Source organism: Streptomyces sp. NPDC028928 (assembly GCF_055564915.1).
The window spans coordinates 69188-89763 of record NZ_JBVHVI010000018.1; the positions used below are offsets into that span (position 1 = coordinate 69188).

Below are 20576 nucleotides of genomic sequence, written 5' to 3' on the forward strand. Positions count from 1 at the left end.
ACCCCGCAACCAGAGTCGGAGAAGCCGGAGAAGCCGCACGTCATGAGTGCCATGAGCGAAACGCCCTATCCCTACGACGCGCCCGCCTCACAGGCGCTCTTCGACCGCGCCTCCGTCGTCACCCCGGGCGGGGTGAACTCCCCGGTGCGCGCCTTCCGCGCCGTCGGCGGCACCCCCCGGTTCATGGTGTCGGGCAAGGGGGCCTACCTCACCGACGCCGACGGGCGTGAGTACGTCGACCTCGTGTGCTCGTGGGGACCCATGATCCTCGGGCACTCGCACCCCGAGGTCATCGCCGCCGTACAGGAGGCCGTGGCCCGCGGTACGTCCTTCGGCACGCCCGGCGAGGGTGAGGTCGCGCTGGCCGAGGAGATCGTCGCCCGGGTCGAGCCCGTCGAGCAGGTACGGCTCGTCAGCAGCGGCACCGAGGCGACCATGTCCGCCATCCGGCTCGCCCGCGGGTTCACCCAGCGGTCCAAGGTGATCAAGTTCGCCGGCTGCTACCACGGGCATGTGGACTCGCTGCTCGCCGCGGCCGGGTCCGGTGTCGCCACGTTCGCGTTGCCCGACACCCCCGGTGTCACCGGGGCCCAGGCCGGTGACACGATCGTGCTGCCGTACAACGACCTGGAGGCCGTGCAGGAGGCCTTCCACCGGCACCCCGGTGAGATCGCCTGTGTGATCACGGAGGCGTCGCCGGGCAACATGGGCGTCGTGCCGCCGGACCCCGGGTTCAACCAGGGGCTCAAGGACGCCTGCCGGAAGAACGGCGCCCTCTTCATCTCCGACGAGGTCATGACCGGCTTCCGTACCAGCCGCGCCGGGTGGTACGGCGTCGACGGGGTCAAGCCGGACCTGATGACGTTCGGGAAGGTCATGGGCGGCGGGTTCCCGGCCGCCGCGTTCGGTGGCCGTGCCGACGTCATGGCGCACCTCGCGCCCGCCGGGCCTGTCTACCAGGCCGGCACCCTCTCCGGTAACCCGGTCGCCACCGCCGCCGGTCTCGCCCAGCTGCGGCTGCTCGACGACGCCGCGTACGACAAGGTCGACGCCGTCTCCGCGCAGATCCAGGGCCTGGTGACGGAGGCGCTCAGCAAGGAGGGTGTCGCGCACCGGCTGCAGACCGCCTCCAACATGTTCTCCGTGTTCTTCACGGACCGGCAGGTGCGCACCTACGAGGACGCCAAGCGGCAGGAGTCGTACCGCTTCACCGCGTTCTTCCACTCGCTGCTGGCGAACGGCGTGTATCTGCCGCCGTCGTCCTTCGAGTCCTGGTTCGTGTCCACGGCCCATGACGACCGGGCCATCCAGAAGATCGCCGACGCCCTTCCGGCGGCGGCCCGGGCGGCTGCGGAGGCCACGGCGGAATGAGCACCCCCCCGAGCAAGAACGACAACGCCAAGAACGAGATCACCGAGAAGGGCAACGGCGACATCACCGTCGTTCATCTCATGCGGCACGGTGAGGTCGCCAACCCGGACGGGATCCTGTACGGGCGGCTGCCCGGCTACCACCTGTCCGAGCTGGGCCGGCAGATGGCCGAGCGGGTCGCCGAGCACCTCGCCTCGCGGGACGTCACCTATGTGTGCGCCTCGCCGCTGGAGCGGGCGCAGGAGACCGCCACCCCGATCGCCAAGGCGCACGGGCTGGATCTGGACACCGACGAGCGGCTGATCGAGGCCGAGAACGTCTTCCAGGGCAAGACCTTCGGGGTCGGCGACGGCGCGCTGCAGCGGCCGGGCAACTGGAAGCACCTCGTCAACCCGTTCCGGCCGTCCTGGGGCGAGCCGTACGTGGACCAGGTCGTGCGGATGATGGGCGCGTTGAACGCGGCCAAGGACCAGGCGCGGGGGCACGAGGCGGTGCTGGTGAGCCATCAGCTGCCGATCTGGATCGTGCGCTCGTACGTCGAGCGGCGGCGGCTGTGGCACGACCCGCGCAAGCGGCAGTGCACGCTCGCCTCCCTGACCACCTTCACCTACCAGGGGGACAGGATCGTGTCGGTCGGGTACAGCGAGCCCGCCATCGACCTGGTCCCGGTCCATCTGCGGGCCGGCGCCAAGCCGCAGAAGGGCAAGGGCACCGCGCAGGGGAAGGCGTTCGGGGCCTGAGCGCTCCGACTCCGGTGTACTGACCGTCCGTTTAGCGTGACTTAGGGTGGCTTGCCGGAAACCTTGCGAAAAACATAAGAATTACTGGAACCTCCCCGATCTTCGCGCCCTCTTGCTGGGTGACCACCAGCAGGCGCGACGAATCGGGGTTTTCCATGCGCACCTTCTCCCGGACCCTCTCCCGGCGGGGAGCACTCGGCCTCGGCGCGGCCGCGGCGGCCGCCGCCTCGCTCGCCGGCTGCGGGAGTCTCACGTCCTCGGACGGCGGCGGGCGCCCGAACGGTTCCGGCCAGGGCCGGCCCGGCCACGGTGGCGGGAACGGTGCGCGTCCGGCGCGGCCCATCGGCGACGGCTCGACCTCCTTCACGGGCGGGCAGCCGCACCAGCCGGCCAAGCCCGAGCCGCTGGAGCCGGGGCAGACCCCGCCGCAGTTCGTGATCTTCTCCTGGGACGGCGCCGGCGAGGTCGGCAACGGCCTCTTCCCGCGCTTCCTGGACCTGGCCAAGGAGCACGGCGCGAGCATGACCTTCTTCCTCTCGGGGCTGTACCTGCTGCCCGAGTCGAAGAAGCGGATGTACGAGCCGCCGAACAACCCGCGCGGCGCCTCCGACATCGGCTACCTCACGGACGACCACATCAAGGCCACGCTGAAGAACGTGCGCCGGGCCTGGCTGGAGGGGCACGAGATCGGCACCCACTTCAACGGGCACTTCTGCGCCGGCTCCGGCACGGTCGCCAACTGGACCCCGCAGCAGTGGGCGAGCGAGATCGAGCAGGCCAAGTCGTTCGTGAAGGAGTGGCGGACCAACACGGGCTGGACCGACCTGCCGTCGCTGCCGTTCGACTACGACAAGGAGCTGGTCGGCGGCCGTACGCCCTGTCTGCTCGGCCAGAACAACCTGCTGCCCACCGCCCGGAAGCTGGGCTGGCGCTACGACGCCTCCTCGCCGGGCGGCCGTCAGGTGTGGCCGGAGAAGAAGCTGGGGATCTGGGACCTGCCGTTGCAGCAGATACCTTTCCCCGGACGTTCCTTCGAGGTCCTGTCCATGGACTACAACATGCTCGCCAACCAGTCCCTGAACTCGACCAAGGCGCCCTCCTACAACTACCCGGGCTGGCGCAAGCAGTCCGCGCAGGCGTACATCCAGGGATTCCAGCGGGCATATGAGACAAATCGGGCACCGTTCTTCATCGGCAACCACTTCGAGCAGTGGAACGGCGGCATCTACATGGACTCCGTCGAGGAGGCCTTCAAGCACATCGCGCGCGAGAAGGAGAAGGGCGCCGACGTGCGGCTGGTCTCCTTCCGGCAGTTCGTGGACTGGATGGACGTCCAGAAGCCCGAGGTGCTCGCCAAGCTGCGCACGCTCGGGGTCGGGCAGCGGCCGGCGGGGGGCTGGAAGGAGTTCCTGCGGGAGGCCAAGGGTGCCGCGTCCAACGCGGCCTGATGTCCTGAATGTCCCGTGTAAATACGCCCTGAAATGCGGTTTTCCGCCCGGCAGGGGGGCGCGCGAAATCCCCGGAACAGGCATGCGAAACTTTTCACATGAGTACCCGTAGCCGCGCCGTCCTGCTCAGCGCTGTGGCCGCCGTCGCGGCCCTGACCCTTTCCGCGTGCGGTAAGGGCGGTATCTCCGGTGGCGGTGGCGACACCAACTTCGTCACCGGCAACAACGGCATCGACACGGTTCCGGCCGGCAAGCGCGCCACGGCCCCGGACCTGTCCGGCAAGACCATCGACGGCAAGACCGTGGACGTCGCCGACTACAAGGGCAAGGTCGTCGTCATCAACGTCTGGGGCTCCTGGTGCGGGCCGTGCCGGAGCGAGGCGGAGTACTTCGCCAAGGTCTCCAAGGAGTACCAGGACAAGGGCGTCCAGTTCGTCGGCATCAACACCCGCGACAACAGCACCACCCCCGCGGTCGCCTTCGAGAAGGAGCACGGGGTCGAGTACCCGAGCCTGTACGACCCCACGGGCAAGCTGATGCTCCGCTTCAAGAAGGGCACGCTCAACCCGCAGCTCATCCCCTCCACCCTGGTCATCGACCGGCACGGGAAGGTCGCCGCACGCGCCCTGGAGGCGCTCGACGACACCACCCTGCTGAAGATGATCAAGCCGGTGCTCGCGGAGAAGTGACGTGAGCGCACTCCTGACGCTCGCGGCGGAGACGGGCAAGAACCAGACCGTGCTCAACGGAGCCCTGCTGGTCGCCCTGCCGATCGCCCTCCTCGGCGGCCTCGTCTCCTTCTTCTCCCCCTGCGTCCTTCCCCTGGTCCCCGGTTACCTCTCATACGTCACCGGGGTCGCCGGCACCGACCTGGCCGAGGCCCGGCGGGGACGGATGGCCGCGGGTGCCGCCCTGTTCGTCCTCGGCTTCACCGTCGTCTTCGTCTCCGGCGGGGCCCTGTTCGGCTTCTTCGGCTCGACCCTGCAGGAATACAAGGGCACCCTGTCCAAGGTGCTCGGCGTGCTCATGATCCTGCTGGGCGTCTTCTTCATGGGCCTGATGCCCTGGCTGACCCAGCGCGAGTTCCGTTTCCACCGGCGCCCCGCCACCGGCCTGGTCGGTGCGCCCGTCCTGGGCGCCCTGTTCGGAATCGGCTGGACGCCCTGCATCGGCCCCACGCTCGCCTCTGTCGTCGCCCTCTCCTCACACGAGGCGAGCGCCGGCCGGGGCGCGATACTGACCATCGCGTACTGCCTGGGCCTCGGTGTTCCGTTCGTGGTCACGGCCGTGGCCTTCCGCAAGGCGCTCGGCGCCTTCGGCTGGGTCAAGCGCCACTATGTCTGGGTGATGCGCATCGGCGGCACGATGATGATCGTGACCGGTGCGCTGCTGCTGACCGGGGCCTGGGACCACCTCGTGCAGGAGATGCAGGGCTGGTCCAATGGCTTCACCGTGGGGATCTGATCGATGAGCACAACCGAAACCGACAAGAGCCAGGACCAGGAGGACCTGGGGGCGGCCGGTTCCCAGCTGTCCACCGCGCCGCGGGAGGAGATCGCCTCGGTGCCCGCCCTCGGCGTCATCGGCTGGGCCCGCTGGTTCTGGCGGCAGCTGACCTCCATGCGGGTCGCGCTGCTGCTGCTCCTGCTGCTCTCGCTCGGCGCGATCCCCGGCTCGCTGATCCCGCAGACCGGCGCCGACGCCACCAAGGTCGAGGACTTCCGCGCCGCCCACAGGACGCTCGCGCCGGTCTACGACAAGCTCGGCCTGTTCCACGTCTACAGCTCGGTGTGGTTCTCCGCGATCTACATCCTGCTGTTCGTCTCCCTCATCGGCTGCATCGTCCCGCGCACCTGGCAGTTCGTCGGCCAGCTGCGCGGCCGCCCGCCGGCCGCGCCCAAGCGGCTGACCCGGCTGCCCGCCTACACGACCTGGCGCACGCAGGCCGACCCGGAGCAGGTCCGCGAGGCCGCGCTCGCGCTGCTGAAGAAGCACCGCTTCCGCGCCCATGTCGCCGGTGACGCCGTCGCCGCCGAGAAGGGCTATCTGCGCGAGGTGGGCAACCTGGTCTTCCACATCGCGCTGATCGTGCTGCTGGTCGCCTTCGCCTCGGGCCAGCTGTACAAGTCGGACGGCAACGTGCTGATGGTGGAGGGCGACGGCTTCGCCAACACGCTGCCGATGTACGACGACTTCAAGTCCGGCAGCCTGTTCGAGACCGACGACCTGGTGCCGTTCAGCTTCGACCTCAAGGACTTCAAGGGCACCTACGAGACCAGCGGCCCCAACAAGGGCACCCCGCGCACCTACGAGGCGAAGATCCGCTACAGCGTGGGCGCGTACGGCAAGGAGAAGCCGACCACCGTCAAGGTCAACGAGCCGCTGAAGATCGACGACTCCAAGGTCTACCTCGTCAGCCACGGCTACGCGCCCGTCGTCACGGTCCGGGACGGCAAGGGCACGGTCGTCTTCCACGCCCCCGTGCCCCTGCTGCCCCTCGACGGCAACGTCTCCTCGCAGGGCGTCGTCAAGGTCATGGACGGCTACCGCGACGCCAAGGGCAAGAAGGAGCAGCTCGGCTTCCAGGCGTTCTTCGTGCCGACCTTCGACGCGCGCAGCGGCACGATGCTCTCCCAGTTCCCGGCGCTGCTGAACCCGCTGCTCGCGGTGAACGCCTACCACGGCGACCTGGGTGTGAACTCGGGCATCCCGCAGAGCGTGTACCAGATGGACAAGAAGCACATGACGGCGTTCAAGGACGCCAAGGGCCAGCTGCTGAAGAAGCTGCTGAAGCCGGGCGACACGCTGACGCTGCCGAACGGCGCCGGGTCCATCACCTTCGAGAAGGACATCAAGGAATGGGCCGGCTTCGAGATCGTCCAGGAGCCGGGCGGCGGCTGGGCGCTCGGCGGTGCCCTCGCCGCGATCTTCGGTCTGGCCGGGTCCCTGTTCATCCAGCGCCGCCGGGTGTGGGTGCGCGCGGTGACCGGCCCCGACGGTGTCACGGTGGTCGAGATGGCCGGGCTCGGCCGCAGCGAGTCGGCGAAGGTGCCCGAGGAGCTGGGCGACCTCGCCGGAATCCTCTACGACCAGGCGCCGGGGGCCCCCGACCCCGACGACGCCTCCGAATCCCCAGTCGTACCTGCCGAAGGGGCTGAGAAGTGACCCTCGCCGCCGCAACCAACGAACACCTCGCGAGCATCAGCAACACGCTGATCTACTCGTCGATGGCCGTCTACACCCTGGCCTTCTTCGCCTACATCGCCGAGTGGCTGTTCGGCAGCCGCAGCAAGGTGGGCCGTACGGCCGCCGCGCTCACCGCCGGCGGCGAGCGGAAGGCGGCCGCGCCCGCCGTCACCGTGCAGCGGGCCGGGGGCACCGCCGTGCTGGAGCGGCCCAAGGTCGTGGTCCGCTCGGCGTCCGGCGCACGGGACGTGCCGGACGGGCCCGGCGCGCACGGCGGCGACGAGCAGGGCGACCTCTACGGCCGGATCGCCATCTCCCTCACCGTGCTCGCGTTCCTGGTGGAGCTGGGCGGCGTCGTCGCCCGCGCGGCCTCCGTGGAGCGGGCGCCGTGGGGCAACATGTACGAGTTCAACATCACCTTCTCCACGGTCGCGGTCGGCGTGTACCTCGCGCTGCTGGCCCTGAAGAAGAACGTGCGCTGGCTCGGCCTGTTCCTGATCACGACGGTGCTGCTCGACCTCGGTCTCGCGGTCACCGTCCTGTACACGGCCAGCGACCAGCTGGTGCCGGCCCTGCACTCGTACTGGCTGTACATCCACGTCTCCACCGCGATCTTCTGCGGTGCGGTGTTCTACGTCGGCGCGGTCGCCACGATCCTTTACCTGTTCAAGGACTCGTACGAGAACAAGCTCCAGACCGGCGGCAAGCCCGGAAAGTTCGCCTCCTCGGTGCTGGAGCGGCTGCCCGCCTCCGCGTCCCTGGACAAGTTCGCCTACCGCGTCAACGCGGCCGTCTTCCCGCTGTGGACGTTCACGATCATCGCGGGCGCGATCTGGGCGGGCGACGCCTGGGGCCGGTACTGGAACTGGGACCCGAAGGAAACCTGGTCCTTCATCACCTGGATCGCCTACGCCTGCTACCTGCACGCCCGCGCCACGGCCGGCTGGAAGGGCCGCAAGGCCGCCTACCTGGCGCTGCTCGCCTTCGGCTGCTGGCTGTTCAACTACTACGGCGTGAACATCTTCGTCAGCGGCAAGCACTCGTACGCGGGCGTGTGAGTCCCCGGTCCCACACACTGGGGGTATGAGCGGTTCCATCGAACAGGGCACCAGCCAGACCCACGGGAACACGCACATCCTCCACTTCCTGGTGCGGCTCCCGCAGCCCATGGAAGAGGTCTGGCCGGCGGTGGCCACCCCCGAGGGGCTCGCGGGGTGGTTCACCGCCGTCGACGTTCTCGAACCCCGGCTGGACGGCCTGGTCACCCTGGGCGACCTGGGGACCGGGCGGGTGACGGCGTGGGACGTGGACCGTGTCGCGGAGTACACCGTGGAGGGCGGCGGCCGGGTCCGGTTCCACCTGGAGCGGCACGGGGACACGGCGAGCGCGCTGCGGTTCACCCACGAGTTCCAGGGCGAGGGGGAGACCGAGCAGCGCTGGCGGACCAGATTCGAACGACTGATCGAACTCCTGGGGTCCTCGGAATCCCTCCCCGGGGAGGGCGCGGAACCCCTCCCCGGGCAGCTCACCTAGGACGGCGGCAGGCACTCCTTCCCCGGCGGCTTCCCCTCCGGCCAGGCGATCCGCACGAAGCGCGAACCGCCCTCGGGGGTCAGCTCCACCACCGGCACCGCCTTGTCGTACGGGTTGCCGTGCACGTCCAGGCAGATCCAGCCGCTCGCCCCGTTCACCCGCAGCGAGCCCTTGACCTGCGGCCACTGCAGGCCGACGTCCGTGAGCGCCGGGACGGACCCGCCGGACGGCACCGCCTCCCGGATGCCGTGCACCGCGAGCCGCAGCGCGTCGTAGCCGATGATCAGCTGCCCGTCGTCCAGGGCGGCCGCACCGATCGGACCCACCGGCGCCCGGCCCGCGTCCGCCAGCAGCCGGCGCAGCGCGGTGAAGTCCGCCGCCGAGCCGCCCGTCCGCTCCGGGGCCCTCAGCCAGGCGTCCGGGTGGGCGAGGGAGGTGTAGCGGACGGACAGGTTGTGCACTGGCGCAGCTGGGTGTGCCGGCCCGCGAAAAGGATCGTGTCCGTCTCCCGGGAGGTGTCGCACACCAGGTGCGTGATCTGCCGGAAGGTGTTCGCGGTCGTGCCCTCCTCGGTGCGGTCGCCGGGCGGAGTGAACGGCTGCGGCTCGTACGGCGAACCCTTGATCAGCGCCGCGAACGACTGCTGCAGCGTCCGCGTGTACGGGTCGCCGGGCTTGTCGTACACCAGCAGCGCCCGGCCCGCGCTCACCTTGGCGAAGGAGGCCAGCGCGCGGGCCTCGTCGGTGTTGGTCGGCGCCACCCGGGCGAGCCCCGGGTAGGGGTCCTTGCCCCCCTGCCCGTTGGCGAGGTCGTCGGCGGTGATGGTGGAGCCGACCACCGGGATGCCGTGCCGGGTCAGCTCCCTGACGGCCTGCTTGTTGGCGTAGGTGCTCTGTCCGATGCCGGCGACCGCGCGCAGCCGGTCCCCGCTCCTCGTCATCGCCGTCAGCTGCTCGACCGTCCGCCGCCAGTGCGCGCCGGTCGCCCCCGGGTTGGCGAGCACCAGCCGGATCTGCGGGCGCTCCCCGTTGGAGTCGTGGTTGGCCCGGTACTGGGCCAGATAGGCGCCCTGGAGCTGGTGGCGGATGTCGTTCAGGCTGGTCGGCGACGCGGAGGTGTACGGCAGCATCACCGCCACCGTCACATAGCCGCCGGGCTTCAGCCGGTCGTTCTCCCGGCCGATCGCCCCGACCACGTCCCGCAGCCGGGGCTGCCCGAAGTCGTACGGGCCCGTCGCCACGCCCACGCACTCGTCGCTGCCCTCCGGCCGGGCCACCCCCGGTCCGCAGGACCGGTCCTCGTGCAGCAGCACCCGGACCGCGAACACCAGGCCGGCCACCAGCGCCGCCGCCACCAGCAGGGCCGTGTAGCGGCGCAGCGGGATCTCCCACACGCCCTCGCGTATCCACGTGCCCACACCCCTGCGCGCCATCACGCCTCCCCGCTGTCGTCGTCCGGCCCGCCGTCCCCGCCGTCCCCGCCGTTCGCGTCGTCGGGGTCGCTCATCGGCCGCCCGGCCAGCGCCGCCGCCGGCCAGTCCCGGGAGGCCCGCCACAGCAGCGCGTTGCCCGCCGGCCGCAGGTTGGACAGCTGCTCCAGCTCGAAGCGGAGCCGGTCGCACACCTGCGGGTCGGGCAGCACCAGCGGGTCCGCCAGCAGCCACACCGCGTGCAGCAGCCGGCGTATCCGCAGGTGCAGTACGGCGTCCGCGCCCTCCGGCACCGCGTGCCCGGCGTCCGTACGGCCGAGCGCGACCACGGTCCGCCGGTCGCCGCGGCCGGTGAAGTCGCGGCCCTCGGCGTCGTGCGCGTGGAAGTAGGGCGCGGACGCGATGAACCGCAGGCCGCGCAGCCAGGCCCGCGGCTCCGCCGTGAGGAAGGTGTCGCGAAGGTGGGCGACCGCGCCCTCGGTGTCCCCGAGGGCGAGTTCGTGGTGCAGCCGGTACGGCGCGTGCCCCTCGTCGGGGTAGTGGGCGATCAGCGTCTCGTGCGCGGTACGCCAGGACGTGTGGTCGGCGTCCCGCAGATGCAGCCGGAGCAGCAGCAGGGTCCGTACGAACGGATCACCGACGAACCGGCCCGGCACATCGGGCAGCCCCTCCTGGGCGAGCAGCGTCTGCAACTCCCGGACGCTCGCCGGACCGAAGGTGTCCGGCAGCAGCGCCGCCGCCAGCGCGCACGCCGACCCGTGGTCGTGGGCGGCGGCCAGCACGGTCAGCGTGTCCAGGTGCTCGGCCGGCACCAGCCGGGCCAGCAGCGCCTCGTAGGCGGGCACGGCGGGCAGGTCCTCGGCGGGCCGCACGCCCGACGTCAGCAGGTCGGCCGGCGAGGACGCCCCGGCCTGGGCCTGCGCGGCCGACTCGGCGAGCAGCACGATGCCCAGCGGGTTCCCGCCGGTCAGCCGGTGCGCGGCAGCCGCCAGGTGCGGCGGGACCGCGGTGTCCTGGCAGACCGCGCCGACGATGTGCAGCGCGTCGTCCGCGCTCAGCGGCGGCAGGGCGAGCAGCAGCGCCCGCGAGGAGGGCGTCGCCTCCGGCACCCAGTCGCAGCGCCGGGCCACCTCCGGCAGCGCCCGCCGCACCGCGCCCGGCAGCTCCTGACGGCCCTCCCCGCGCCGGGCCGCGACGAACGCCACCCGGTCCACGATGCCCTCGGTACGGTCCCGCAGCACGGCCGCCATCAGCCCCGGCCCCGGCGCCGACTGCGCGTTGTCCAGCAGTACCAGTGGCCGGCCCAGCCGCTGCATCCGCGGCAGCACCCCCGCGTACGCCTCCGTCAGGTCGGCCAGCAGCGCCCGCACCAGATACCGCTCGGCGTGCTCCCGGGAGCTGCCGCCGTCCCGGAAGTGCTGGGAGAGCAGGATCAGCCCGCGCTGGGCGTTGCCGCCCGCGTTCGGATACGTCCGGTACCACACCGACGCCTTCTGGTGCCGGCGGTGGGTGAACCCCTCGGCGACGGACTCCAGCGTCGCCTCGATGGCGCCCGACACCAGCGGCCCGGTGCCGGTGGCCGCGGCGACCACCTTGGCCGCCACCTTCCCGGCCCAGCGTCCGGCCAGGGAGCCGATCCACGAGCCGCTCTCGTTCAGCAGCAGGATCCGCTCGACCTCCCGGCGGATCCGCTCCGAGTCGGCGTCGCCCCAGCCGCCGGCGGCCACCGCGACCAGGCCCGGCATCAGCCGCGGGAACGTGATCCGCCCGGCACCCGTCACCGGCGCGGCGAGCTGCTCGGCGAGCACCAGCAGCGCCTGCCCGAGCGGCGACCAGGAGGCGGCGGGCCGGTCCGCGGGCGGCGCCCGGAACTGCTCCTCCGCGCAGTCGACCAGCGCGACCGGCGTATGCCCCCGGTAGGCGTCCCGCAGCTCCTCGAGAACCGCGCTCTTGCCCAGCCCGCGCGCCCCCGTGAGCACCACGAACGGCGGTTCGTCCGGATGCTCGTACGGATGTGCGCGGTGCTGGTGCGGGCGCAGGCCCACGAGCCGCGGCGCGAGGCCTGCCGGATCGACGTCGAACAGCGCTCCGCGCCCGTGCAACCGTCTGTGCACCGCATCTCCCCCTCAACGGCAGTGTAGGAAGGGGGAGTTGCTTCAGACCAGGGTCCGTGGTGTCCGTTGTGTTACGAAACCGCGGGGAGGCTCCCGTCCGCCACCGAGGCGATCCGGTCCCGCAGCCGCTCCACGTACAGCCGCATCGTCTTCGCCGCGATGTCCGTGTCCGGGTACCGGCTCGCCAGCCACAGCCCTTCGGGCAGCCGGTTCACCCACACGCACACCTGGTCCCCGTACGACACCCGCATCAGCCCGTACGCCTTCCACTGCGCCCACCGCTCGGCACCCGGGATGACGCGGGCGTCGACGTAGGACACGATCGAGTACAGGTCCGGCGAGGTCGGCCGGAAGTCCGCGCCGAGCAGGCGCAGCACCCGGGCCAGCGGCATCCGGGCCAGCGACCGGTTCGCCTGCAGTTCGGCACGGACCGCCCGCAGCGCCTCCGGGAAGCCACGGGTGCGGCCCACCGGCACCTCGATCGGGGCGCCGCCCACGTACCAGCCCACCGAGTCGCTCCACCGCGACTTCACCCGGGTGTGGAACGGCACCACCGTCCGGTACACCGGCCGCCCGCCGAGTTCGTGCACGATCAGCCCGGTCGCGGCCAGCATCCCGACCAGGCTGCCGCCGTACGGCCGGCAGTACGCCTCGAACGCCGCCGCCGCGTCCGCGTCCGCCAGCGGCTCGCACAGCATCTGCTGCCGGGGCAGCGGGCCGCCCGGCGTCAGACCCAGGTCGACCGGGAAGCCCGGCAGCATGCCGTCGCAGCGGCGGATGAACTCCCGCCAGCGGTCCACGACCGCGTGCCGGCCGTCGATGCCGTCCGCGCCGGCCCGCTCGATCTCGCAGAAGTCGACGTAACTGGCGGGCGGCACACCGTGGTCCGGCTCGCTGCCGGCCAGGCCCGCCGCGTACAGCTCGTGGATCTCGGCGGCGATCCGCTGCAGGGAGTAGGCGTCGACGTTGCTGTGGTCGAACGCCATGTACACGCTCGCGCCGTCGTCGCGTACGACCGCCGTGTAGATGAGGTTGGGCCAGCGCAGCGCGTCCGCGACCGTGTCGAAGCGGTGCTGGAGGTACCCCACGAGACCGTCCGCGTCCGGGAAGTGGCCCGCCTCCTCCCGGTGCAGGGACACGTCGGCCGCGTCGAGCGTGAACCGGCGCAGCTCGTCGCCGGCCCAGCGGAAGCCGCTGCGCAGCGTCTCGTGCCGCAGGGTCCAGGTGTGCAGGGCCCGCTCCAGCACGTCGAGGTCGACCGGGCCGGGCAGGTCGAAGGCGGTAGCGAGCCAGGTCGGCACGAACAGCCCGTCGTCACGGACGCACTTGGCCGTCCTGATGTGCGACTCCTGGATGTAGGCGGGCGGCCGGGAGTCCTCCGGGAGCGCCGTCGCCGCCGCGACGGTCGCCGGGCTCAGCGTCCACTCGACGAGCCGTCCCGGCCGGACCTCGCAGCGCTGGATGTCAGTGATTCGCACGCGTCTCCCATCACAGAAGGGGGCCCCTGGATGCGGGCCCCCCTCCAAGGCAATGCCGTGGGACGCGGCCGGGACATGCCCGTCCGGTCCATTTCAACGGAACGGGTGGCAGGCCGAACGCGGAAGTGATTAACCGTCGGTGACCGGCGGACAGTTCGGTCTAGGGTCGTTACGCACGCTGACCGGGGGAGTGACAGGGAGAGCGAGTTGAACGGGGAACACCACGGCGTCGAGCCGTTGGAGGACGACGACCCGCGGCGGATCGGGCCGATCCCGCTCGTCGGGCGGCTCGGGGCCGGCGGCATGGGCCGGGTCTACCTGGGGGTGCACCAGGGCCGGTACGCCGCCGTCAAACAGGTGCTGCCGTCCGTGGTCGGCGAGGACAAGGACTTCGTACGGCGCTTCGGGCACGAACTGGACAACCTCGCCCGGCTGCCCGCCGACGCCACCGCACCGCTGCTCGCCGGTGACCGCGCCGCCCGGCCGCCGTGGTTCGCCACCGCCTACGTGCCCGGGCTGACCCTGCGCGAGGCCGTCGAGGCGCACGGCGGCCCGCTGCCGGCCGGGTCGCTGTGGCTGCTGCTGCGGGAGGCGGCGGCCGGGCTGGCGGCGGTGCACGGGCTGGACATGGTGCACCGGGACGTCAAGCCGTCCAATGTGATGCTGACCCTCGACGGGGTCACCCTCATCGACTTCGGCGTGGCGCGGGCCGCCGAGCAGAGCCAGCTGACCCGGACCGGGATGGTGGTCGGCACCCCGGCCTACATGTCCCCCGAACAGGCCTCCGGCGCCCGGCACATGACCGGCGCGGTGGACGTCTTCGCCCTCGGGTCCGTGGTGGCCTACGCGGGCTCCGGGCGACCGCCCTTCGGCGACGAGTCCGGGCACGGAGTGCTGTACCGGATCGTGCACGAGCAGCCCGATCTGGCGGACCTGCGCGCGGTCGACCCGGAGCTGGCCTCCGTCGTCGCCTCCTGCCTGGACAAGGACCCCGAGGGCCGGCCCACCGCGGCCGAGCTGCTGGAGCTGACCGAGGGCAGGGTGCCGTCCGGCGCGGGCCCGCTGTGGCCGTCCGTCCTCACCGAACTCCTCACCGAACGGGCGGCCTTCGCGGCCCAGGTGCCAGAGGTACCGGAGGTGCCGGAGGTGCCGGAGGCCCCGGAGACTCCGGCGGTCCCCGCGACGGAGCCCGGGGTGCCGGAGCCCCAGGTCGTCGTCCGGCCCGCCGCGCAGCCCCGGGAGCGGGAGCGCGACCGCCGCCGTACCCGCGTCGTGGTGGCCGTCGTACCGGTCGTGGTCGGGGCCGGGGTGGCGACGCTCGCCTTCCAGCTGGCGCCGTTCACCACCGACGCCCGCCGGGACGGCGCCGCCGGCACCCCGAGCGCCTCCGTCTCCGCGCCGGCCGGTTCCGCCTCCGGGGCGTCCGCCACCGGGCCCTCCGGTACGCCGAAGCCGGACAAGGACAAGAAGGGCTCGCCGTCTCCGGCGGACGGGAAGAAGGGCGACGACGACAAGGAGTCCTCGGCGGCGGGCGGGAAGAGCGGCGGTACCGGCGACGGCGGGAGCGGCGCCGGCACCACGGACGGCGGCTCCGGCTCGGGATCCGGCGGTGCCGGCGATACCGGCGGCACCAGCGGCACCGGAGGCAGCGGGGGCTCGGACAGCACCACCGGCACCACGGGCACCACCGGCACCAGCAGCACGGGCGGTAGCGGCGGCGGCTCCGCCCCCGCCACCTTCCGTCTGAAGAACGGCGAGAACGGCAAGTGCCTGATCCAGGTCTACGGCTCCACGGGCCTCGGTGACTGCTCCGCCGAGACCGCCCGCTGGACCTTCCGCAGCGCCTCCGGCGGCACCGTCAAGGTCGTCAACGTCTCGACCGGTTCCTGCCTGAGCGCCAACGGCAAGGGCCAGGCCGTCTTCGTCGGCGACTGCGCGCAGGCCGGCAGCCCCCGCCTGTGGCGCACGGGCTCCGGGAACACCCTGGCCACGGTCTACGACGGCGGCTGCCTCGACCTCGCCTTCGGCGGGAACGTGGCGGAGAGCGCCTGCGCGCCGGGGACCGCCTCGCAGAGCTGGGCCAGGGTGTGAGAGCAGGGGCCGGCTAGACGCCCAGCATGCCGATGATCGCCTGGACCGCCTGTGCCACCGGCTGGCCGACCGCGCCGACGGTGGCGGCGATCCCGGCGATCGACATCAGCGCCCGGTGCCGCTCCTGCGCGGGCACGGCGGCCTCGGCGCTGAGGGCGGGCAGGGACTCGTCCAGCAGCTGGGCGCTGGGGGCCGGTACCTGGGCGCGCAACTCGCCGATCAGCCGGTGCAGTTCGGCGAGGGCCGCGACCAGCGCCGGGTCCGTCCCGGCCGTGCCGGTGCCCGGCGCGGTCTTGACGATGCCCTGGTTGCCCTGGCCGCCGTACATGTTCACGTTGTCGCCGTAGTAGTAGTTGTTGCCGGTCATCGGGTGATCCCCACGTTTCCGTTGCCGCCGTACATGTTGACGTTGTCGCCGAAGTAGTAGTTGTTCGGTGAGACGGTGAGGCGCTCCACCGTCACCCGGAACTCGGTGTCGGGATGGTCGATGGCGTACGAGATCTGGCCCACGAGCTGGTCCAGATAGCTCGGGTCCTGGCTGGTGACCAGCGCGGTGGAGGCGCCGGACGTCTCGACGGCGAGGACGTAATGGGGCTGGGCCGTCAGGACGGACATCATGTCCACGAAGAAGTAGATCGCGGCGGCGAGCGCCAGGAACCACACCCAGGCGACGTAACTGGCCCCGCCGGAGTCGGGGCCCTGGAACGTCAGCGAGGGCAGGCCCGGCAGCATGGCGATGAACCCGACGACCAGCGTCCCGGCGGCGTACCGCAGGAACCGGAAGACCGCCTCCTTGCGCCTCGGCCGCATCATGAAGGTGTAGACGCGGGCGATGCCGTGCAGCGGGTAGACGGCCGAACCGATCCACAGGATCCGCTTGCTGACCCGCAGTTCGATGACGGCGGGCGGCGCGGTCCGGGCCGGCGGCGGCACGTCCGGCATGAGCGGTGCCGCCGGTGCCGCCGGCGGTGCGGTGGACGGTGGCGGTGCGGTCGTGGGTGGCGGTGCGTGGGCCGGGCGCTCGGGCGGCTTGCCGGTTTCCATGGGTCCCCCAGGTCATCCCTCGTCACTGGCTGTGGACCATTAACCACACCTCGGGTCGGCACAGGCAAGTCGTTATGAACGAATGCCTCCGCAAGAGAGCGTGTTCCAGTGCCCGGTGGCCGTCTTCCGCTAGTCCTGCCCGGGGTCGTCCTCGCGCCGGTCCCTCTCCAGGGACTTCAGGAACTCCGGGTTGTCGTCCGGGGCGACCCAGTCCGCGGCGGCGTTCCGGTGCCACTGCGACGGGGTGGAACCGCCCGCCGGGCCCCGCCGGGTCCGGCCCGTGAACAGCCAGGCGGCGGAGTAGACCAACAGGGCCAGGACCAGCAGGAACGGCAGATACCTGAGCATGACCGCCCGTACTCCCCACGCCGTGAGTCGACCCTGGTGACCGGGCCAGCGTAGCGGGTGGCCGATACTGGGACACATGGCTTACGACGATCTTCGCTCCCTGCTGCGGGCGCTGGAGCGCGAGGGAGACCTCAAGCGCATCAAGGCCGAGGTCGACCCGTATCTCGAAGTCGGGGAGATCGTCGACCGGGTGCAGAAGTCCGGCGGCCCGGCGCTGCTCTTCGAGAACGTGCGCGGCTCGGACATGCCCCTCGCCATGAACGTGTACGGCACCGACCGCCGCCTGCTGAAGGCGCTCGGCCTGAAGTCGTACGGCGAGATCTCCGAGAAGATCGGCGGCCTGCTGCGGCCCGAGCTGCCGCACGGCTTCGTCGGCGTACGCGAGGCCTTCGGCAAGCTGGGCGCGATGACCCACGTCCCGCCGAAGAAGGTCAAGGAGGCGCCGGTCCAGGAGGTCGTCCTGCACGGCGACGACGTCGACCTCGACCGGCTCCCCGCGCTGTTCACCTGGCCGAAGGACGGCGGCTCCTTCTTCAACCTGGGCCTGACCCACACCAAGGACCCCGAGACCGGCATCCGGAACCTCGGCCTGTACCGCCTCCAGCGCCACGACAAGCGCACGATCGGCATGCACTGGCAGATCCACAAGGACAGCCGCAACCACTACCAGGTCGCGGCCCGTCGCGGTGAGCGCCTCCCGGTCGCCATCGCCTTCGGCTGCCCGCCCGCCGTGACGTACGCCTCGACAGCGCCGTTGCCCGGCGACATCGACGAGTACCTGTTCGCGGGTTTCATCGCCGGCAAGCGCATCGAGATGGTCGACTGCAAGACCGTCCCGCTCCAGGTGCCGGCCCAGGCCGAGGTCGTCCTGGAGGGCTGGCTGGAACCGGGCGAGATGCTGCCCGAGGGCCCCTTCGGCGACCACACCGGCTTCTACACCCCGCAGGAACCCTTCCCCGCGCTGAAGATCGACTGCGTGACCATGCGGAAGCGGCCGCTGCTCCAGTCGATCGTCGTCGGGCGCCCGCCCACGGAGGACGGCCCGCTGGGCCGCGCCACGGAGCGCTTCTTCCTCCCGCTCCTCAAGATCATCGTCCCGGACATCGTGGACTACCACCTGCCCGAGTCCGGCGGCTTCCACAACTGCGCGATCGTCTCGATCGACAAGAAGTACCCGAAGCACGCGCAGAAGGTCATGCACGCGATCTGGGGGGCCCACATGATGTCCCTCACCAAACTGATCGTCGTCGTGGACGCCGACTGCGACGTCCACGACCTGCACGAGGTCGCCTGGCGGGCCCTCGGCAACACCGACTACGCCCGTGACCTCACGGTCGTGGAAGGCCCCGTCGACCACCTCGACCACGCCTCCTACCAGCAGTTCTGGGGCGGCAAGGCGGGCATCGACGCCACGAGGAAGTGGCCGGAGGAGGGCTACACCCGCGACGGCGGCTGGCCGGACATGGTGGAGTCCGACCCGGATACGGCGGCCCTGGTGGACCGCCGCTGGAAGGAGTACGGCCTGTGACCACCGCTGCCCTCGCCCAGCCCGGCCGCACCAGGGCGTTCCTGCGCCTGGTGATGATCGAGCACTCGGTCTTCGCGCTCCCCTTCGCCTACATCGCCTCCCTCACGGCGATGTACGAGTGGGACAGGAACATCCACTGGGGCCGGCTGCTCCTGGTCACGGTGTGCATGGTCGGCCTGCGCACCTTCGCCATGGCGGTCAACCGGATCATCGACCGCGAGATCGACGCCCGGAACCCGCGCACGGCCCAGCGCGAGCTGGTGACCGGCGCGATGTCGGTGCGGCACGCCTGGACCGGCGCCCTGGTCGCCCTGGTGGTCTTCCTCGGCGCGGCGGCCCTGCTGAACCCGCTCTGCCTGGCCCTGGCCCCGGTCGCGGTGATCCCGATGGTGGTCTACCCCTACGGGAAACGCTTCACCAACTTCCCGCAGGCCATCCTCGGCCTCGCCCAGTCCATGGGCCCGATCGGCGGCTGGCTGGCGATCAGCGGCGAGTGGTCCTGGACGGCGGTGATCCTGGGCCTGGCCGTCGGCATCTGGATCGGCGGCTTCGACCTGATCTACGCCTGCCAGGACGTGGAGACCGACCGCGAGATCGGCGTCATGTCGGTCCCGGCCCGCTTCGGCGTCCCGGCCGCGATCTGGGGCGCGCGGGTGTGCCACACGATCACGACGGCCCTGTTCGTCTGGTACGCCCTGGCCACCCACGCCGGCGCGTTCTTCTGGCTGGGCCTGCTGATCGTCGCGGGCGCCTTCCTCTACGAACACACCATCGTCCGCCCGCACGACCTGTCCCGCGTCAACAGGGCGTTCTTCTCGGTCAACGGGTTCATCGGCATTGCCCTGTTCGTGTGCGCGCTCCTCGATCTCCTGGTTCGGGGTCTGACCGTCTGAGTACGTTCGGCCTACCATCAGGTGCAGAACCCCAGGGAGGCCAGCGTGACCGTCTCGGGCATGGATCGTCTGCACTCGCAGCTCAGCAAGCTGGAGGACCTGTTCCCCGGCTATGTCACGGAGATTGTCGAGGGCAGCATCGTGATGAACCCGGTCAGGCCCTTCCACGGGAGGACGATCACGAACCTCTGGACGATCGTGGAGAGGCAGCTGCCGACGGGCTGGGTCGTGGTGACCGACGTGGCGTTCCCCTTCGACGACGCGCACGAGTTCTGCCCGGACATCGCGGTCATCCCGGCCGAGGCGGAGGCCGAGAACCGCAGCTCCTACTCGCCGGATCTCATCGAGCTCGTCGCGGAAGTCGTCTCGCCGGAAAGCATCCGGCGGGACTACGAGCTGAAACCGCGCTGGTACGCATCGCGGGGCATCCCGAACTACCTGGTGCTGGACCCGCTCAAGGGCCACGTCGTCACGATGTGGAACCCCGGTCCCGACGGCTACCGTGGCCGGGACACGATCCCCTACGGACCCGAGCTGACCGTCGACTCCCCCCTCGGCAAGCTGGCCGTGCCCACCGCTTCCCTCCCCGTCGACCCCAAGGCGCCCCACCCGGCCTGAGCACGGTCGGGCACGCCGGTACGCTCAAGGTGTGAACGCAGGAGAAACGCAGCGCGTGCCTTGGATCGTGGGGGTGTCCGGAGCTTCCGGGACGCCGTACGCGGCGGCGGTGCTGCGGGCGCTGCTGGAGGCCGGTGAAGCGGTGGACCTGGTGGTCAGCCGGGCCTCGCGGCTGACGCTGCTGGACGAGACGGGCATCTCGTTCCGGGACGCCCACTGGCAGGACGACCTGCGGGAATGGCTCGCCCGGGGCGCCGACGGCAAGCCGGACACCTTCGACACGGACATCAGCGCGGTCCGGTACTGGAACGCGGGCGATCTCGCCGCCGGCCCGTCCTCGGGGTCGTACCCGGCGAAGGGGATGCTCATCGTGCCCGCCTCCACCGCCTGCGTCGCCGGTGTGGCCCTCGGCCTGTCCAAGGACCTGCTCCAGCGCACGGCGAGCGTCACACTGAAGGAGCGCCGGACGCTGGTCGTGGCCGTACGGGAGACCCCTCTGAACGGGCAGACGCTGCGCCACCTCGTCGCCCTGGACGACGCCGGCGCCACGGTCGTCCCGGCCTCGCCCGCCTTCTACGCGGGCGCCACCCACATCCAGGACCTGGTGGACTTCGTGGCGGGCCGGGTGCTGGACGCGGCGGGTGTCGCACACGGCCTGTACCGGCGCTGGCAGGGCGAGCTGGGCGGCGGCTCGGCGGCCGACCGGCAGGGCAAGTAGCAGTACGTACCTCATCACTTCAGGAACTTTCACCGGA

General features: G+C 71.3%; 18 protein-coding genes and 1 pseudogene. 13 read left to right on the forward strand and 6 right to left on the reverse strand.

Annotated elements, in window-relative coordinates; genetic code table 11:
• Window positions 1-51: 51 nt before the first annotated feature.
• The 8 genes from hemL to ACZ4U1_RS34585 all read left to right on the forward strand — a co-directional run bounded on the left by hemL (window position 52) and on the right by ACZ4U1_RS34585 (window position 8278).
• Window positions 52-1371 carry a glutamate-1-semialdehyde 2,1-aminomutase gene (hemL, locus tag ACZ4U1_RS34550; RefSeq protein WP_467908117.1) on the forward strand — a complete coding sequence of 440 codons (1320 nt, stop codon included), beginning with the start codon at window positions 52-54 and terminating at the stop codon, window positions 1369-1371.
• Complete coding sequence (locus ACZ4U1_RS34555) at window positions 1368-2111, forward strand: histidine phosphatase family protein (RefSeq protein ID WP_467908118.1); 744 nt, start codon at window positions 1368-1370, stop codon at window positions 2109-2111. The genes hemL and ACZ4U1_RS34555 overlap by 4 nt, the downstream gene beginning before the upstream one ends.
• Before the next feature lie 155 nt (window positions 2112-2266).
• Window positions 2267-3559: a polysaccharide deacetylase family protein gene (locus tag ACZ4U1_RS34560; RefSeq protein WP_467908119.1), complete on the forward strand. Its 1293-nt coding sequence runs from the start codon at window positions 2267-2269 to the stop codon at window positions 3557-3559.
• Between the two features lie 98 nt (window positions 3560-3657).
• The gene (locus ACZ4U1_RS34565; RefSeq protein WP_467908120.1) at window positions 3658-4248 is read left to right on the forward strand and encodes a TlpA family protein disulfide reductase; all 591 of its coding nucleotides are present in this window, start codon (window positions 3658-3660) and stop codon (window positions 4246-4248) included.
• A gap of 1 nt (window position 4249) precedes the next feature.
• Window positions 4250-5023, forward strand: coding sequence for a cytochrome c biogenesis CcdA family protein (locus ACZ4U1_RS34570; RefSeq protein ID WP_467908121.1), 774 nt, complete (start codon window positions 4250-4252; stop codon window positions 5021-5023).
• Between the two features lie 3 nt (window positions 5024-5026).
• On the forward strand, window positions 5027-6724 hold the full coding sequence (gene resB, locus ACZ4U1_RS34575; RefSeq protein ID WP_467908122.1) for a cytochrome c biogenesis protein ResB: 1698 nt from the start codon (window positions 5027-5029) through the stop codon (window positions 6722-6724).
• Window positions 6721-7803, forward strand: coding sequence for a c-type cytochrome biogenesis protein CcsB (gene ccsB, locus ACZ4U1_RS34580; RefSeq protein WP_467908123.1), 1083 nt, complete (start codon window positions 6721-6723; stop codon window positions 7801-7803). The genes resB and ccsB overlap by 4 nt, the downstream gene beginning before the upstream one ends.
• A 25-nt stretch (window positions 7804-7828) precedes the next feature.
• Window positions 7829-8278 carry an SRPBCC family protein gene (locus tag ACZ4U1_RS34585; RefSeq protein WP_467908124.1) on the forward strand — a complete coding sequence of 150 codons (450 nt, stop codon included), beginning with the start codon at window positions 7829-7831 and terminating at the stop codon, window positions 8276-8278.
• Here ACZ4U1_RS34585 and ACZ4U1_RS34590 read toward each other — a convergent pair.
• The 3 genes and pseudogenes from ACZ4U1_RS34590 to ACZ4U1_RS34600 all read right to left on the reverse strand — a co-directional run bounded on the left by ACZ4U1_RS34590 (window position 8275) and on the right by ACZ4U1_RS34600 (window position 13299).
• A pseudogene (locus tag ACZ4U1_RS34590) lies at window positions 8275-9710 on the reverse strand (ABC transporter substrate-binding protein). The gene ACZ4U1_RS34585 and the pseudogene ACZ4U1_RS34590 overlap by 4 nt on opposite strands.
• Entirely contained in the window at window positions 9710-11821 is a 2112-nt protein-coding gene (locus ACZ4U1_RS34595; RefSeq protein ID WP_467908125.1) for a hypothetical protein, read from the reverse strand. Before ACZ4U1_RS34595 ends, ACZ4U1_RS34590 begins: the two are co-directional and overlap by 1 nt.
• Window positions 11822-11892: 71 nt before the next feature.
• Window positions 11893-13299 carry a condensation domain-containing protein gene (locus ACZ4U1_RS34600; RefSeq protein ID WP_467908126.1) on the reverse strand — a complete coding sequence of 469 codons (1407 nt, stop codon included), beginning with the start codon at window positions 13297-13299 and terminating at the stop codon, window positions 11893-11895.
• A gap of 207 nt (window positions 13300-13506) precedes the next feature.
• Between ACZ4U1_RS34600 and ACZ4U1_RS34605 the strand changes: the two genes are divergently transcribed.
• Window positions 13507-15390: a serine/threonine-protein kinase gene (locus ACZ4U1_RS34605; RefSeq protein ID WP_467908127.1), complete on the forward strand. Its 1884-nt coding sequence runs from the start codon at window positions 13507-13509 to the stop codon at window positions 15388-15390.
• A 13-nt stretch (window positions 15391-15403) separates the two neighbouring features.
• On the opposite strand, the gene ACZ4U1_RS34610 is transcribed toward ACZ4U1_RS34605, so the two are convergent.
• From ACZ4U1_RS34610 to ACZ4U1_RS34620, 3 genes are all read right to left on the reverse strand, one after another.
• Window positions 15404-15757, reverse strand: coding sequence for a hypothetical protein (locus tag ACZ4U1_RS34610; protein ID WP_467908128.1), 354 nt, complete (start codon window positions 15755-15757; stop codon window positions 15404-15406).
• Window positions 15754-16332, reverse strand: coding sequence for a DUF6232 family protein (locus tag ACZ4U1_RS34615; RefSeq protein ID WP_467908197.1), 579 nt, complete (start codon window positions 16330-16332; stop codon window positions 15754-15756). Before ACZ4U1_RS34615 ends, ACZ4U1_RS34610 begins: the two co-directional genes overlap by 4 nt.
• A gap of 231 nt (window positions 16333-16563) precedes the next feature.
• Window positions 16564-16782, reverse strand: a complete 219-nt coding sequence (locus tag ACZ4U1_RS34620; protein ID WP_467908129.1) for a hypothetical protein — start codon at window positions 16780-16782, stop codon at window positions 16564-16566.
• A gap of 76 nt (window positions 16783-16858) precedes the next feature.
• On the opposite strand from ACZ4U1_RS34620, the gene ACZ4U1_RS34625 reads away from it, so the two are divergent.
• The 4 genes from ACZ4U1_RS34625 to ACZ4U1_RS34640 are packed head-to-tail and all read left to right on the forward strand — an operon-like array spanning window position 16859 to window position 20539.
• On the forward strand, window positions 16859-18310 hold the full coding sequence (locus tag ACZ4U1_RS34625; protein WP_467908130.1) for a menaquinone biosynthesis decarboxylase: 1452 nt from the start codon (window positions 16859-16861) through the stop codon (window positions 18308-18310).
• Window positions 18307-19203 (forward strand): menaquinone biosynthesis prenyltransferase MqnP, encoded by an 897-nt coding sequence (gene mqnP / locus ACZ4U1_RS34630; RefSeq protein ID WP_467908131.1) that lies wholly within the window; start codon window positions 18307-18309, stop codon window positions 19201-19203. Before ACZ4U1_RS34625 ends, mqnP begins: the two co-directional genes overlap by 4 nt.
• 45 nt (window positions 19204-19248) lie before the next feature.
• The gene (locus tag ACZ4U1_RS34635) at window positions 19249-19821 is read left to right on the forward strand and encodes a Uma2 family endonuclease (protein WP_467908132.1); all 573 of its coding nucleotides are present in this window, start codon (window positions 19249-19251) and stop codon (window positions 19819-19821) included.
• A gap of 55 nt (window positions 19822-19876) precedes the next feature.
• Entirely contained in the window at window positions 19877-20539 is a 663-nt protein-coding gene (locus ACZ4U1_RS34640) for a UbiX family flavin prenyltransferase (RefSeq protein ID WP_467908198.1), read from the forward strand.
• The last annotated feature ends 37 nt before the right edge of the window (window positions 20540-20576 follow it).

Bases quoted from the DNA above. Each gene is read 5' to 3' on its own strand.
- ACZ4U1_RS34625 (WP_467908130.1), top strand. From the start codon at position 16,859: ATGGCTTACGACGATCTTCGCTCCCTGCTGCGGGCGCTGGAGCGCGAG.
- ACZ4U1_RS34555 (WP_467908118.1), top strand. From the start codon at position 1,368: ATGAGCACCCCCCCGAGCAAGAACGACAACGCCAAGAACGAGATCACC.
- ACZ4U1_RS34610 (WP_467908128.1), bottom strand. From the start codon at position 15,757: ATGACCGGCAACAACTACTACTACGGCGACAACGTGAACATGTACGGC.
- ACZ4U1_RS34565 (WP_467908120.1), top strand. From the start codon at position 3,658: ATGAGTACCCGTAGCCGCGCCGTCCTGCTCAGCGCTGTGGCCGCCGTC.
- hemL (WP_467908117.1), top strand. From the start codon at position 52: ATGAGCGAAACGCCCTATCCCTACGACGCGCCCGCCTCACAGGCGCTC.
- ACZ4U1_RS34585 (WP_467908124.1), top strand. From the start codon at position 7,829: ATGAGCGGTTCCATCGAACAGGGCACCAGCCAGACCCACGGGAACACG.
- ACZ4U1_RS34560 (WP_467908119.1), top strand. From the start codon at position 2,267: ATGCGCACCTTCTCCCGGACCCTCTCCCGGCGGGGAGCACTCGGCCTC.
- ACZ4U1_RS34620 (WP_467908129.1), bottom strand. From the start codon at position 16,782: ATGCTCAGGTATCTGCCGTTCCTGCTGGTCCTGGCCCTGTTGGTCTAC.
- resB (WP_467908122.1), top strand. From the start codon at position 5,027: ATGAGCACAACCGAAACCGACAAGAGCCAGGACCAGGAGGACCTGGGG.
- ACZ4U1_RS34615 (WP_467908197.1), bottom strand. From the start codon at position 16,332: ATGCCGGACGTGCCGCCGCCGGCCCGGACCGCGCCGCCCGCCGTCATC.